Annotated in this window: 15 protein-coding genes; 6 read left to right on the forward strand and 9 right to left on the reverse strand. The window is 71.8% G+C overall.

Annotated features, from left to right (window positions below; translation table 11 throughout):
- Nucleotides 1-60: 60 nt before the first annotated feature.
- Nucleotides 61-378, reverse strand: a complete 318-nt coding sequence (locus AB9M23_RS01865; protein WP_372422027.1) for a hypothetical protein — start codon at nucleotides 376-378, stop codon at nucleotides 61-63.
- Nucleotides 379-530: 152 nt separating this feature from the next.
- On the opposite strand from AB9M23_RS01865, the gene AB9M23_RS01870 reads away from it, so the two are divergent.
- Nucleotides 531-1,736: an AI-2E family transporter gene (locus tag AB9M23_RS01870; RefSeq protein ID WP_372422029.1), complete on the forward strand. Its 1,206-nt coding sequence runs from the start codon at nucleotides 531-533 to the stop codon at nucleotides 1,734-1,736.
- A 51-nt stretch (nucleotides 1,737-1,787) separates the two neighbouring features.
- Nucleotides 1,788-2,078: a PilZ domain-containing protein gene (locus tag AB9M23_RS01875; protein ID WP_372422031.1), complete on the forward strand. Its 291-nt coding sequence runs from the start codon at nucleotides 1,788-1,790 to the stop codon at nucleotides 2,076-2,078.
- A 164-nt stretch (nucleotides 2,079-2,242) separates the two neighbouring features.
- Here the strand turns inward: AB9M23_RS01875 and AB9M23_RS01880 are convergent, their stop codons facing one another.
- The 5 genes from AB9M23_RS01880 to AB9M23_RS01900 all read right to left on the reverse strand — a co-directional run bounded on the left by AB9M23_RS01880 (nucleotide 2,243) and on the right by AB9M23_RS01900 (nucleotide 7,406).
- On the reverse strand, nucleotides 2,243-3,946 hold the full coding sequence (locus AB9M23_RS01880) for a methyl-accepting chemotaxis protein (protein ID WP_372422033.1): 1,704 nt from the start codon (nucleotides 3,944-3,946) through the stop codon (nucleotides 2,243-2,245).
- Between the two features lie 309 nt (nucleotides 3,947-4,255).
- The gene (locus tag AB9M23_RS01885) at nucleotides 4,256-4,600 is read right to left on the reverse strand and encodes a response regulator (RefSeq protein ID WP_372422035.1); all 345 of its coding nucleotides are present in this window, start codon (nucleotides 4,598-4,600) and stop codon (nucleotides 4,256-4,258) included.
- 98 nt (nucleotides 4,601-4,698) lie between these two features.
- Nucleotides 4,699-6,318, reverse strand: coding sequence for a histidine kinase famiy protein (locus AB9M23_RS01890; protein WP_372422609.1), 1,620 nt, complete (start codon nucleotides 6,316-6,318; stop codon nucleotides 4,699-4,701).
- Between the two features lie 274 nt (nucleotides 6,319-6,592).
- A complete protein-coding gene (locus AB9M23_RS01895) occupies nucleotides 6,593-6,817 on the reverse strand; it encodes a hypothetical protein (RefSeq protein ID WP_372422037.1) in 225 nt (74 codons plus the stop codon).
- A gap of 67 nt (nucleotides 6,818-6,884) precedes the next feature.
- Complete coding sequence (locus AB9M23_RS01900; protein ID WP_372422039.1) at nucleotides 6,885-7,406, reverse strand: glycine cleavage system transcriptional repressor; 522 nt, start codon at nucleotides 7,404-7,406, stop codon at nucleotides 6,885-6,887.
- 215 nt (nucleotides 7,407-7,621) lie between these two features.
- Between AB9M23_RS01900 and AB9M23_RS01905 the strand changes: the two genes are divergently transcribed.
- Both AB9M23_RS01905 and AB9M23_RS01910 read left to right on the forward strand, forming a co-directional pair.
- Complete coding sequence (locus AB9M23_RS01905; RefSeq protein ID WP_372422040.1) at nucleotides 7,622-8,161, forward strand: hypothetical protein; 540 nt, start codon at nucleotides 7,622-7,624, stop codon at nucleotides 8,159-8,161.
- Nucleotides 8,158-8,397, forward strand: coding sequence for a hypothetical protein (locus AB9M23_RS01910; RefSeq protein ID WP_372422041.1), 240 nt, complete (start codon nucleotides 8,158-8,160; stop codon nucleotides 8,395-8,397). Before AB9M23_RS01905 ends, AB9M23_RS01910 begins: the two co-directional genes overlap by 4 nt.
- 39 nt (nucleotides 8,398-8,436) lie before the next feature.
- Here AB9M23_RS01910 and AB9M23_RS01915 read toward each other — a convergent pair whose 3' ends face one another.
- Entirely contained in the window at nucleotides 8,437-8,922 is a 486-nt protein-coding gene (locus AB9M23_RS01915; RefSeq protein WP_372422043.1) for a peroxiredoxin, read from the reverse strand.
- Nucleotides 8,923-9,119: 197 nt separating this feature from the next.
- Here AB9M23_RS01915 and AB9M23_RS01920 point away from each other — a divergent pair, with 197 nt between their 5' ends.
- Together AB9M23_RS01920 and AB9M23_RS01925 are read left to right on the forward strand one after the other, a co-directional pair.
- Entirely contained in the window at nucleotides 9,120-10,316 is a 1,197-nt protein-coding gene (locus tag AB9M23_RS01920; RefSeq protein WP_372422045.1) for an OpgC family protein, read from the forward strand.
- A gap of 79 nt (nucleotides 10,317-10,395) precedes the next feature.
- Entirely contained in the window at nucleotides 10,396-11,127 is a 732-nt protein-coding gene (locus AB9M23_RS01925; RefSeq protein WP_372422046.1) for a DUF937 domain-containing protein, read from the forward strand.
- Nucleotides 11,128-11,141: 14 nt separating this feature from the next.
- On the opposite strand, the gene AB9M23_RS01930 is transcribed toward AB9M23_RS01925, so the two are convergent.
- Together AB9M23_RS01930 and AB9M23_RS01935 are read right to left on the reverse strand one after the other, a co-directional pair.
- Nucleotides 11,142-12,779 (reverse strand): ABC transporter ATP-binding protein, encoded by a 1,638-nt coding sequence (locus tag AB9M23_RS01930; protein WP_372422611.1) that lies wholly within the window; start codon nucleotides 12,777-12,779, stop codon nucleotides 11,142-11,144.
- An 8-nt stretch (nucleotides 12,780-12,787) separates the two neighbouring features.
- A complete protein-coding gene (locus tag AB9M23_RS01935; RefSeq protein ID WP_372422613.1) occupies nucleotides 12,788-13,936 on the reverse strand; it encodes an ABC transporter permease in 1,149 nt (382 codons plus the stop codon).
- Between the last annotated feature and the right edge of the window lie 17 nt (nucleotides 13,937-13,953).

Below are 13,953 nucleotides of genomic sequence, written 5' to 3' on the forward strand. Positions count from 1 at the left end.
CGGGGTGTGTGCGACAACGCTCGGGAGCGCGGGCCGTTCGAAGGGCGGGTTCGGCTCCGGTCAGGGCGGCTCGGGAAGCGCCCGCGAACGCTCGCTGGCGGAGCCGCCCGCCTCGGGCGTACCGCGGCGAAGCCGCCGCAGCAGCAGCCCCAGCGCGTAGGCGACCTGCAGGGCCGCGGCCAGGACGAGCGCGCGGCAGATCGTCGGGACGGTGCCCGCCTCCGCCAGCGTGTCGGCGATCACCTGCGTCGCGAGCGCCAGGATGAGCCCGAGCGCGAAGGCGGGAAGGCCGAGCGCGCGGCCGGCGACGAGCCCGGCGAGCACGCCCCAGAGCGTTCCCGCCGCGAGAAGACCGCCGTAGAGGAGCCCGACATCCATCGCCCGCCGCTCCCGATTCGCCCGCGGGCCGAACCCGCGTCACCCCCGAGCTTAGCAGAAGACCTGCGGCCTCGCGTCGCGATCCGCTCCGTTTCCTGTGGAACCGCGTCGTGAGCCGCGCCGTTTCTCGCCGCGAAGCGAGGACGCGCATCGTGGGAAAGGCCGCCGACATGCTGGAGCGGAGGCGGCCGGAGCCGCAGAGGGCGCCCGAGGCGCCGGACGAGGACGAGGGACCACCGGTCGTCGTCGACGCGCGGCTGACGCGATCCGTCGCCTTCTCCATCCACGTCTGCGCGATCGTGCTCGGCGCGGGGGCGCTCTACGTGGCACAGGACCTGATCCTGCCGCTCGCCCTCGCCTTGGTCGTCACGTTGACGCTCAGCCCGATCGTACGCCTGCTCTCGCGGCGCGGCGTTCCCGCCTGGATGACGTCCCCGCTCCTGGTGGCGGGGCTCGCCGGCGTGCTGGGACTCATCGCCTACACGCTCAGCTACCCCCTGTCGGAATGGATCGCCCGCGCCCCGCAGATCGGCTACGAGATCGAACTCGAGCTGCGCGAGCTGCGCGCGTCCTTCGCCGCCGTGGAGCAGGCGGGCGAGCGCGTCGACGCCATCACCGGCGGCGACACCGGGCCGGGCGTGAACGAGGTCGTCGTGCGCGAGGGCGGCTTCCTCGCCAGCGCCTCCAGCGGCGTGCTGCGCGGGGCCGCGATCGTCGCCATCGCCGCGCTGCTCACGATCTTCCTCCTCGCCTCGGGGGATCGCATCTACGAGCGCGTCGTCCACGTGATGCCGACCTTCCGCGACAAGCGCACCGCGGTCGAGATCGGGCGCGCCATCGAGCGCTCGATCTCGACCTACCTCCTCACGATCGCGATCATCAACACGGGGCTCGGCATCGTCGTCGGCCTCGTGCTGTGGGCGGTGGGCATGCCGACGCCGTTCCTGTTCGGGGCGATGGCGACGCTGCTCAACTTCATGCCCTACATCGGCGCGATCCTCGGCGTGGCGATCGTCGCGGCGGTGTCCTTCGTCGCCTTCGATGGGCTCGGCGCCACGCTCGTGCCACCGCTCGTCTACCTCGCCTGCACGTCGCTCGAGGGCAACGTGGTCACGCCGCTGATCCTCGGGCGGCGCCTGGAACTCAACGCGATCACGATCCTGATCGGCGTCGCGGCGATGGGCTGGCTGTGGGGAGCCGTCGGCGTCTTCCTCGCGGTGCCGCTTCTCGTCGTGCTCAAGACGGTGTGCGACCACCTCCCGTCCTGGCAGATGCTCGGCGTCTTCCTCGGCGGCTCGCTGACGCGCACCCCCGAGGAGCCCGCGGCGCGATCGGAGGCATCCGCACCGAAGGATTAAGGAACGGCTCACGTTCGCGGGCTATCGTCCGGCTGCAACCGGGAGGACGGTATGAGTCGCGGCTGGCTTTACGACGGCGCTGCGCCCGCGAACGAGCGGCGCCGCGAAGTGCGCCGCCCGCTCGGCATCCCGAGCATCGCCTACGACGCCCAACGAAGACTGCGCTACGCCTGCACCGTCGTCGACCTCTCGCACCACGGCGCGCAGGTGCATTGCTCGCGGGCCGAGGCCCTCCCGGACGACTTCGAGCTGTTCATCAACGGGACCGAGGCCATCCGCCGGACGTGCGAGGTCGTGCGCCGCGGCCCGACCCGGCTCGGCGTGCGTTTCCGCGGCCGCTGAAGGCGCACTTGGCGGGGAGGCTGCCCGGTCCGTCCCGGCGGTAGGGGAGCGCGAGGCCTCGTTGCGAGAAATGCACACGCGGCGCGTTCGGGGCAGTCCGTCTCGAGACGATGGCGGTGGGGCGGGTCCGGCGCGCGCGTCGGTGCACGCGCTCCGAAGGCCTCTCAGGCGACGCGGACGGCTGAGAGGAACGCCGTGACGCGCGCGCGAAGCTCGCCCGCCTGACGGTCGAGGCTCTCGGCGGAGCCGCGAATCTGCTCCGCCGCCGCTCCCGTCGTCGCCGCGGCCTGCCGCACGCCGACGATGTTGGAAGACACCTCCGTCGTCCCGGAGGACGCTTCCGCAACGTTGCGGGCGATCTCCTGGGTGGCGACGTTCTGCTCCTCCACGGCGGACGCGATGCCCGACGCGTAGGCGTTCAACTGGCGGATGACGTCGGCGATCCGATCGATCGCCGACGCGGTGTCTCCCGTCACCTCCTGGATGCCGCGGATCTGCTCGGCGATCTCGTCGGTGGCCTTCGCGGTCTGGGCTGCCAGGGTCTTGACCTCCGCCGCGACCACGGCGAAGCCCTTGCCGGCTTCGCCGGCGCGCGCGGCCTCGATCGTCGCGTTGAGCGCGAGCAGGTTCGTCTGCTCGGCGATCTGCTGGATCAGCCCCACGATGTCGCCGATGCGCTGGGCCGCGTCGGTGAGCCGGCCGACCTTCTCGACCGTCACGCTCGCCTGCCCGGCGGCGCCTTCGGCGAGCTTCGCCGTCTCCGTCACCTGGCGACCGACTTCCTGAACGGTGGAGGCGAGCTCGGTCGAGGAGGCGGCGACGTTCTCCACGTTCGAGGCCGCCTGCTCCGAGGCGGCGGCGACGGCGGTCGCCTGGTTCGTCGTTTCCTCCGCGGTGGCGGACATGGAGCGCGCGCTCTCGGAGAGCTCGCCCGAGGACTTGTCCAGCGCCGCGGTGACCTGCTCGGCCGCCTTCTCGAAGTCCGCGACGGCAACCTCGATCGCCTTCTGTCGGCGCTCGCGTGCGGCTTGCTGGTGCGCGGACTCGGCCCGTAGGCGCTCGGCCTCGAGGCCGTTCTCCTTGAAGACGAGGGCCGCCCTGGCGACGTCGCCCACCTCGTCGCCGCGGTCGGTGCCGGCGATCTCCGCCGCGTAGTCGGCGTCGGCGAGCCGTTTGAGGACCGCGACCACGGAACGGATGGGCTTGCCGATGCCGAAGTGTGCGATCGCGGTCCCGAGCGCGGTCCCGACCAGGATGCCGATGGCGGCGACCGCGATGATGATCGCGGCCGCGGAGCGATACGTCTCGCCCGCTCGCGAAGACGCCTCGGCGACGCGCGTCGACAGGATATCCGAGACCTGGCGGGTCCTCTGTCGCAGGTCGTCGGCGATGACGGAATTCCGAGCGGCTGCCGCCCGAAGCGCTTCCATCTCGGCGCCGGCATCGACCGAGACGACGTCGTCGGCGGCCGAGAAGACCGCTTCGAGGCCGCGCTCGTAGCGATCGAGACCGGCTCGGATCGCGGCGACGTCGTCGCTCAGCGCGCCGGTCGAGGACGCCTGCAGCTCCGCGAGACGGCGCTGGAGGGTGTCGAGTTCCGCCTCCAGCGCGCGACGAGCGTCCGAACGCGCCTCGGGTCGCGGGTCCGCCACGATGCGGAACTGTTCCCGGCCGACGGCGAGCATCGCCGTGTTGACCCTCGCGGCGAGCAGCGCGCGGTCCGCGGACTCGTTCATGAACGTCGCGGCGCCGGACAGGCTGCGAAGCGACGAGATGGAGATCGCAGAGATCGCCAGGGCGACGATCGCCAGGGTGGAGACGACGAAGAGCACCTTCGTCGCAATGCGGAAGCGGGCGAGAGCGGACATGTTCTTCGCCGGGGCGGCGCGTGCCGATCGCAATCGTGCACTCCCGGGATGCCCGCCCTTTCGTGAATTTGCTGCTAACTCGCAAGAACGCTGCCGAGGATGAGCCATCCCTCGGGTCCGCGGACGCCGGGGCGCCGAGCGCTGGAGGCCTTGCGCAGCATGGCTTCGAAAGAGCCACAGTGGCCGATTGCCGCGCCCGGCGTGGATCGGCGGACGATTTAACACATGTTTATTTGCAGCGAACCCGCGCAGCGCGTCGCCCCGATCGGGACGCGTGATCGTCCGAGATCCGCTCGTCGGGCAGCACGTTCAGCCCGCGAGCGCGCTGCGGATCGCCGCGTCGAGCTGCGCCTGGTCGTAGGGCTTGGGCAGGGTCGGCAGGGTCTCGCCCTCCGGCGGCGCGCCGTATCCGGTGGCGAGGATCACCGGCAGCGTGGGCCGCTCGGCCCACAACGCCTTGGCGAGCTCGACGCCGGTCATCCCGGGCATCGACTGGTCCGTGACGACGAGATCGAGGTCGGGCCGCTGGGCCGCGATGGTGAGCGCCTCCCTGCCGGAATGGGCGGTGAGGACGGTGTGGCCGAGATCCTCGATCAGGTCTGCCGAGCCCATGGCCGTGAGGGCGTCGTCGTCGACGAGGAGGATGGTGGGCATCTCAGGCGTACTCCGAAACGAGCGTGACGATTGGACGAGCGACAACGCTCCAGCTCGCCGTCGGGTCCGGCCCGGGACGGCGGTTCGCGCGAGCCCGGTCAGCCGACGCCGGTCGGCCCGTCGAGCACCCGGCGCACCATACGCACGAGCTCGGTGCGGCGATAGGGCTTGTCGAGGACCTCGAACTCGGTGCCGCCCGCGTCCTGGCGCTCGAGCGAGGCCTCGGCGTAGCCGGTCGTGAGCAGGACTTTGAGCCTGGGCTGGCGGCGGCGCGCCTCGCGCGCGAGCATCACCCCGTTCATGCCGCCGGGCATGACGAGGTCGGAGAACAGGAGATCGATGTCGTCGGCGCCGTCGAGCACCTCGAGCGCCTGCGCGGCATCGCCCGCCTTGAGCACGCGATAGCCGAAATCCGCGAGGATGCTCTCGGCCAGATCCGCCACCTCCGTGCGGTCGTCGACGACGAGGATCGTCTCCGTGCCGCCGTCCTGATCGCGCAGGCGGGCCCCCGTCGCGCCGCGCGGGCGCGCCGCGTCCGCGACGTCGTCGTCGGCCGCCGCCGGGAAGTAGAGCCGAACCGTGGTGCCCCGGCCGACCTCGGAATAGATCCGCGCCGCGCCGCCGGACTGTCGCATGAAGCCGTAGACCATCGAGAGGCCGAGCCCGGTGCCCTTGCCCTCCTCCTTCGTCGTGAAGAAGGGGTCCATGACCCGGCGCGCCACCGCCGGCGGCATGCCGACGCCGGTGTCCGTGACGGCGATCACCGCGTAGCGACCGGCGGGAATGTCGTCGAAGGCCGCCTCGTCGCCGGGTGCGATCTCCCGGTTGCGGGTCGACAGCGTCACCTTGCCCCCACCGGGCATGGCGTCTCGGGCGTTGATCAGCACGTTGAGCAGCGCGACCTCCGCCTGGACCACGTCGAGCCTCGCGTTCCAGAGGTCGGGCGCGAGATCCATGGCGACGGTGACGGCGTCGCCCAGCGTGCGGTGCGCCATCTCCGAGAGCGTCTCGACGAGCTCGTTGGGATCGACGACGCGCCCCTCGAGCCGCTGCTTGCGGGCGAAGGCGAGGAGTTGCTGGGTGAGCGTCGCGGCGCGCTCCGACGCGATCTTGATCTGGGCGACGGCGCGGTCCATCCGCGGCGGGCGCTCCGGCAGGAGGTCGAGCTGGCCCTCGAGGATCTCGGCGTAGCCGCTCACCACCTGGAGCAGGTTGTTGAAGTCGTGCGCGATGCCGCCGGTGAGCTGGCCGAGCGCCTCCATCTTCTGCGACTGCCGCAGCGCGTCCTCGGCGTCACGCCGACGGGTCACGTCGAGCTGGGAGGCGAAGAAGAAGACGAGCTCGCCGTCGTCCGCGTAGACCGGCGAGACGAACAGCGCGTTCCAGAAGGCGGCGCCGTTCTTGCGGTAGTTCAGGATCTCGACCGCGATCTCGCGGCGCTCCTCGACGGCGCGCCGGACCTCGGCGACCACGTCGCGGTCCGTCTCCGGCCCCTGCAGGAAGCGGCAGTTGCGGCCCACGATCTCCTCGAACGCGTAGCCGGTCATCGCCGAGAAGGCGCGGTTGCAGAAGACGATCGGGTTGTCCGACCGGCGCGGGTCGGTGACCACCATCGGCATGCGCGTCTTCTCGACGGCCGCGAAGAAGATGTCCGAGTGGCGGTCCTGCACGCCCTCGCCCTGCGCGTTGCCGCCGCGGGACAGGCGCGAGGTCTTCACGCCCTCGCGCAGGCGCCCGTCGCTGGTGTTCGCGTCCGCGTGGAAGGGCTCGTCGGGGGGGATGCGCTCGTTCGCCCGGGGGGGCTCCTCCGCGTGGTGAGGATCTTCGGGCTCGTTCGTCGTCGTCACGCGAGTCTCCGGGGGAAGAACGGGCCGCCTCCGCGCAGAAACGACCCGAGATGGCGTGGTGATGAGGTCCGCCGCGCGAGCGGCTCACACCTCGATGCGATGGAGATAACGCTCGGTGCGCGCGTTTCGAGTCGCGCGCCGCCGCTCAGCCGCCGCCGGGATCGGCGTCGACGCCCTCGCGGGCGCGATCGGGCAGCACGCCCGTTCCCGGCGTCGCGTTCGGGTCGGTGAGGTCGGGAGCGTCGTGGGGCCCCGCGGGCGGTGTCTCGGAATGGTCGTCGCGCTCGGCCGTCTCCCGCGCCGGTTTCGGCGCGGCAACTCGATCTCGCTCGTGCTCGCGATTCGTATGGGTGTTCGTCGGAGTGCTCATCGGACCCTCCCTGTCGTCACCGACAACGCGCAGGGGACCGCATCCGTTCTCGGCCCTCGCGAGCGCCTCAGTCGGTCTCGCGCAGGACGATCTCGGCCATGATGTCGAGGCCGATCGCCTCGAGGTCCTCGCGCACGTCCTGCGCCGAGACGTCCTCCGGCAGGACGATGCGGGCCTTGGCCGAGAACAGCGCGTCGCCGGACATCGAGCCGGCGAACACTTCCGTCTCGAGTTCGTCGATGCTCACCTTGCGCGCCGCGAGCCGATCCGCGATGTCGCGCACGATGCCGGGATGATCCGAGCAGGTGAGCTCGAGCACCGCCCGCTGCCCGGCGAGCGGCGCCCCGGGCTCGGTGCGGCGGGCCTGCGCGGTGATCCCCTCCTCGGCGAGCCCGTCGAGCGCCGCCTCCAGCTCGGCCGCGGCCGCCTCCGGCAGCGAGACGCGCACGATGCCGGCGAAGGCGCCGCCGAGCCGCGCCATGGACGAATCGATCCAGTTGCCGCCCACCCCGGCGACGAGCGCCGAGAGCCGCTTGACCAGCCCCGGCCTGTCGCGGGCGATGACGCTGATGACCATCTCGACGCTCACGCTCGTCTCCTCCCGGCGTTGTCTTTCGCGAAGACGAGCCCGCGCCGCGCGCGGCTGTCAAGCCGGGGCGGGCCCGCATGCGGTCCAGCTTCGAGCTGTTCTAATTCCAACCTATTGATTTCAATGGCGTTTTTCCTTGACCCGAGCCCCGTCTCCGGCAAGGTGGGCGGGAGCTTCGAGCCCGGGCCTTGAACCCGGCGGTCTGGAGACCCGCGATGAACGAGACCTCGATGGACCCCGCGTGCGCCCCGGCGAGGGCTGCGACGCGCGCGACCGCGATGCCGCCCACCGCCGTCGCGGCGGTGGAGATCCCCTGCGACGCGCCCTGCGACGCGCCCTGCCCGCGCGCGGCCGCGATGCCACGCCGCGTCTGCGACGTCTGCCCCGACGCGGGGTCGCGCCTCGCGCTGGCCGTCGCTCGCTACGTGGCGGGCGCGCGCGCCACCGGCGAGACCGACTGCATCGAGGCCGCCTTCGCAGAGGCGGAGGCGGCGCTTCCGGCCGAGAGCGCCGCGCTCCTCGTCGGCGCGCTCGGCGGCCTCGTGCGCGCGCTGGAGGCGCATGCGGGGCGCCCGCTCGCGGTGCTGCCGGCGTCCTGCTGCCGCGCCACCGCCGACGAGGCCGCGCTCCTCGAGCACGTCGCCCGCGCCCGGTCGGACGGCGCGGGCGCCGCGGAGGGCCGCGTGGCGCGGACCGCCGCCACGGTCGCGGCGCTCCTCGGCCCGGTCGGCCGCACCGCCGGGAGGGCGTCATGATCGGCATCGATGGCGTCTACACGCCCGCGGACCTCGCCGCCGCGCGCCGGCGCGCCCGCCTCGCCCGGGACAAGGCGCAGCGCTACCGCGGCACCTCCGCCCAGATGCGCCGCAAGCTCGAGGCCCGCGCCGCCATGGCCGAGACCGAGGCGAACCTGATCGCCTACGCCCTGGCGGAGCCCGAGGAGGAGCCGCCGCGGCGGCAGGCACCGCGGGAGCTGTACCCGTCCTTCTAGCACGCCATCCGACCCGTCCCGATGGGGCGGGACGGGCGCTCAGAGCTGCCCGATCAGCGCCTCGGCGCCCGACGCGTCCGCCTTGCCCGGCGCGTCCTCGACGTTGAGCGCGCGCACCACGCCGTCCTCGACGATCATCGAGTAGCGCTTCGAGCGCAGGCCGAGCCCGAAGCCCGAGCCGTCGAGCTCGAGCCCGATCGCCCGGGCGAAGTCGCCGTTGCCGTCGGCGACGAACTCGAGCTCGCCGTCCGCGCCGAGCGACTTCTCCCAGGCGCCCATCACGAACGGATCGTTCACGGCGGTGACGACGATCGCGTCGACGCCCTTGGCCTTGATGACGTCGGCGTGGGTGATGTAGCCGGGTACGTGGTTGAGCGTGCAGGTGGGGGTGTAGGCGCCGGGAACGGCGATCAGGACCACCTTGCGGCCCTCGAACACCGCCTTCGACGGGCGCTCGACGGGACCCTCGGGCGTCATCGCGCGGAAGATCACCTCGGGGAGGCGGTCGCCGATCTCGATCGTCATGGTTCGTGGTCTCCGTGTGCGTGCGCCCGCTCGAGGCGGGCCGCGCGATAACTAGAGCATGCGGCGCGGGCGCGCACGCCCCCGCGCACCTATTTCTCGCGCCGTGGCGATCCTCGCAGGATCGTGACACGCCTGCCCGCCACGCGCGTATAGAACGTCGTGGCCCACGCCTCAGCACGAGCACGCCGGAGGACGCCATGCCGACGAGCCAAGCGGGACCGCCCGCCGCCGCCCGCCCGCGCGACGCGCGCCTCGACGTGTTCCGGGGGCTGGGCATGATCATCATCATGATCGCCCACGTGCCGTGGAACCTGTGGTCGAACTTCATCCCCGCCCGCTACGGTTTCTCGGACGCGACCGAGATGTTCGTGTTCATGTCGGGCATGGCCTCGGCCATCGCCTTCGGGCGCGTGTTCGACCGCCAGGGGATGGGGATCGGCACCGCCCGTGTCGCGCAGCGGGTCTGGCAGGTCTATTGGGTGCACGTGGCGGTGTTCCTCGTCATCGCCGCGCTCGTCGTCGTGATGGGCCCGATGCCGTTCGGCGACAAGACCTACGTGCAGCAGCTGAACCTCGTGCCCTTCTTCGAGGACACGGCGACGAACCTCGTCGGTTTCCTGACGCTGACCTACGTGCCGAACTACTTCGACATCCTGCCGATGTACCTCGTCATCCTGGCGCTGATGCCGGTGGTCGTGGCGCTGGCGCGGGTGCGCGTCGGCCTCGCCCTCGTCTTCGTCGCGGCGCTGTGGCTGGCGGCGCAGCTGCGCCTGCTCGACCTGCCGGCGGAGCCGTGGTCGGACCGCACGTGGTTCTTCAATCCCTTCGGCTGGCAGCTGCTCTTCTTCCTCGGCTTCTTCTGGATGCGCGGGGACCTGCCGGTCCCGCCACGGGAAAGCCCGCTGCTGCTCGGGGCCTGCGTCGCGATCCTCCTCGTCACGGTACCCTTCGCCTACTGGCCGGTCTTCCAGGCGGTGGACTGGCTCGGCGCCGCGCGCGAGGCGCTCGCGCCCCTGATCGGCAAGACGCGCTTCGGCATCCTGCGGCTCGTCCACTTCCTCGCGCTCGCCCATGTGGCGCTGTGGGTGGTCGACCGTTGGGGCGGGCTCCTGCACAACGCGCCGGCGCGGGTGCTCGCCATGGTGGGGCAGCAGACGCTCGCCGTGTTCGCGGTGGGGCTCGTCGTCTCGCGGCTCGCCGGCATCTATCTCGACTTCGCCGGGCGCGAGCCCGTCACCTACGCGATCGCCAACGTCGCGGGCATCGCGGCGCTGGTGGCCACCGCCCGGGTGGTCGGCTGGTTCAAGGCCTCGCCCTGGAAGCCGAAGGCGGCCGGGTCCGCGCCCGCGTCGGCGGACGGTGAAGGGCGCACCGCCTTGAAGGCGGCGGAATAGGCCCGCGACGGATCGCTGTTTCCTTCCCGCGCGCGTTGCCCCAGGATGCCGCGAGCCAGCACGAGCGCGAAAGCCCGCGATGACGAACCTCTTCGACCTGATCCGCACCGCCCAGGGCGGCGCCGCCTTCGACAACCTCGCGCAGGCCTTCGGCCTCTCGACCGAGGACACGCGCAAGGCCGTGGCGGCCCTCGTGCCGGCCTTCGCCATGGGCCTCCAGCGCTCGGCGGCGAGCCCCGAGGCGATGGACGCGCTGGTGCGCATGATGGCGACGGGCGCCTTCTCCGGCGCCTATACCGACCCGAAGACCGCCTTCTCGAAGCGCTCCCGCGACACCGGGGCGGACGCGCTCGCTACCATGTTCGGCTCGCCCGACTACGTCGCGCGCGTGTCCGAGCAGGCGGCGGCGCTCTCGGGCGTGGCGGGGGAGGCGACGGGCAAGATGCTGCCGATCCTCGCCTCCACCCTCATGGACGGCATGGCGATGATGGGCGCGCGGATGAACGCGTCAGGCGGCGTCGGCGGTGGGGGAGGGCGCGACGCCCCGACGCCCGAGGTCACGCGATCCCGAGCGACCAAGCCCGCGGACATGCCCGCGGCCAACCCCTGGGAGGCCATGTTCGCGGCGATGATGGGCGCGCCGCCGAAGCCCGAGCCGGAGCCCGAGCCCGACCCGCCCTCCGACCCCCAGGCCGCCGCCGAGGCCGCCTTCGACGCCTACCGGAAGATGATCGACGCGGGCCGCGAGATGCAGGACGCGCAGATCGCGATGATGCGGTCGATGATGGAGGGGTTCTTCGGCAGGCGGTAGAGGGGGCGCGGGGCTCAGCCGCCCTGCGCCACCCGGCGCGCCTCCTCGTGGAAGTCCGTCAGCGCGAAGGCGGCGTGCATCAGGCTCCGCGTGTAGTCGCTCGCCGGGCGCTCGAAGATGGCACCCGTGTCGCCCTCCTCGACGACGCGTCCCGCCTGCATCACCATGACGTAGTCCGCCATGGCGCGCACGACGGCGAGGTCGTGGCTGATGAAGAGGTAGGCCATGCCGTAGCGGGCCTGGATGTCGCGCAGGAGTGCGACGATCTGCTTCTGGACCGAGCGGTCGAGGGCCGAGGTCGGCTCGTCGAGGACGACGACGTGGGGCTTGAGGATCACCGCGCGGGCGATGGCGATGCGCTGGCGCTGCCCGCCGGAGAACTCGTGCGGGTAGCGGTTGCGCATCGCGGGATCGAGGCCCACCTCCCGCAGCGCCTCCGCCGCCCGCTGCTCCCGGTCCTTCGCCGAGAGGCCCGGCTCGTGCACGAGCAGGCCCTCCGTGACGATCTGGCCGATCGTCATGCGCGGCGAGAGCGAGCCGAACGGGTCCTGGAAGACGAGCTGCAGCTCCTTTCGCAGCGGGCGCATGTCCTGCTTCGTCGCACCCGAGATGTCGCGCCCCATGAAGACGACGCGGCCCTCGCAGGGCAGGAGCTTGAGCAGCGCGCGCCCGAGCGTCGACTTGCCGGAGCCGGATTCGCCGACGATCCCGATCGTCTGGCCCTTGCGCAGGCGCAACGTCACGTCGTCGACCGCCTTGAGCACGACGGGCGGCCCCTTCAGGAACCCGCCGCCGATGTCGAAGGACACGCGCACGCGCTCGCCCGAGAGCGCCATGGGCGCGTCGGCGGGCGGGGGCGCCTTCTCGCCGGTGGGCTCGGCGTCGATGAGCATGCGGGTGTAGGGATGGCGTGGCGCGGCGAAGACGGTGTGCGTGTCCCCGCTCTCCACCACCTCGCCGCGGCGCATGACGTAGACGCGGCTCGCGAAGCGGCGCACGATTCCGAGATCGTGGGTGATGAACACGATCGCCATCCCCCGCTCGCGCTGGAGATCGGCCAAGAGCGTGAGGATCTGCGCCTGCACGGTCACGTCGAGCGCCGTCGTCGGCTCGTCCGCGATGAGCAGGTCCGGGTCGTTGGAGAGCGCCATGGCGATCATGACGCGCTGGCGCTGCCCGCCGGAGAGCTCGTGCGGGTAGGCGTCGATGCGCCGCTGCGGGTCCGGGATGCCGACGCGGTCGAGCAGCGCGATCGCCTTCTCGCGCGCGGCGCGGCGCGAGAGGCCGCGGTGGTGCATCATCGGCTCGGCGAGCTGGCGCCCGATCCGGTAGAGCGGGTCGAGCGAGGTCATCGGCTCCTGGAAGATCATCGTGATCTTGTCGCCGCGGATGCGGTTGAGGTCGCGCTCGCGCATGCCCACGAGCTCGCGGCCGCGATAGACGGCGGTGCCGCGCGCCCGCCCGTTCGACGCCAGGAGCCCCATCGCCGCCATCATGGACTGGCTCTTGCCGGAGCCGGATTCCCCCACGATGGCGACCGTCTCGCCGCGGCGGACGTCGAGATCGATGCCGCGCACGGCCTCGATCGTGCCGTCGTTCGTCTCGAAGGCGACCTCGAGGCCGCGTACGGTCAGCACGGGATCGTCGGTCATCGCGTTCATCAACGATCCCTCGGGTCGAGCGCGTCGCGCAGGCCGTCGCCCAGGAAGTTGAGGGCGAACAGGATGACGATGAGCGTGACGGCGGGGAAGATCAGCATCCAGGTCGCGCCCTGCATGTTGGCCGCGCCCTCCGAGATCAGCACGCCCAGCGAGGTCAGCGGCTCCTGCACGCCGAGCCCGAGGAACGAGAGGAAGCTCTCGAGCAGGATCACCTTGGGCACGAGCAGCGTGAGGTAGACGACGACGGGCCCGAGCGTGTTGGGCACGATGTGGCGGCGCACGATGCCGCCGGGCTTCACGCCGAGCGCCTCCGCCGCCTGCACGAATTCCTGGCGCTTCAAGGAGATCGTCTGGCCGCGCACGATGCGCGCCATGTCGAGCCACTCGATCGCGCCCACCGCGAGGAACATCAGCACGAAATTGCCGCCGAAGAACACGACGAGCAGGATCACGAAGAAGATGAACGGCAGGGAATAGAGGATGTCGACGAAGCGCATCATCACCCCGTCGATCCGCCCGCCGAGGAAGCCCGCCACCGCCCCGTAGGTCACCCCGATCACGAGGGCCGTGAGCGAGGCGAGGAGCCCGATGGCGAGCGAGATGCGCACCCCGATCATGGTGCGTGCGAAGAGGTCGCGGCCGATCGCGTCGGTGCCGAAGAAGAAGTAGGTGCGCTGGACGTCCGCCACCATCGTGGCGCGGGTCTCGTCCGCCGAGACGTCGACGATGCGCGCGTGCGTGAAGAGGTTCGAGCGCTCGACGAAGCGCACGAAGCGCGGGTCGATGCCGCGATCGGTGACGATCGGGGCGGAGATGGTGCCGCCCTCGAGCGTGATCTCGCCCACCTCCACGCGGGCGCGGGCGAGCACGCTCTCGAACTCCGGCACGATGCGCTCCGCCCGCGGGTAGGCCTCGAGGCTCGCGGGCACGCGCACGTATTGCGGGAAGACCTCGTCGTAGCGGTTGGGCGCGAGCGACGGCCCGAAGATCGCCACGAGCGCGAAGAAGGCCAGCACGAGCCCGCTCGCCACGGCGGCCTTGTTGCGCCGCAGCCGCAGCCAGGCGTCCTGCCACAGCGAGCGGGAGGGGCCGGCGTCCGCGAGGGACCTGGCGAGGTCGTCCGGGTCCGCGGCGGGGTCGAGGCGCATCTGCATGGCCGGGCCTC

Source organism: Salinarimonas chemoclinalis, assembly GCF_041514305.1.
In the GTDB taxonomy this organism is placed as follows: domain Bacteria; phylum Pseudomonadota; class Alphaproteobacteria; order Rhizobiales; family Beijerinckiaceae; genus Salinarimonas; species Salinarimonas chemoclinalis.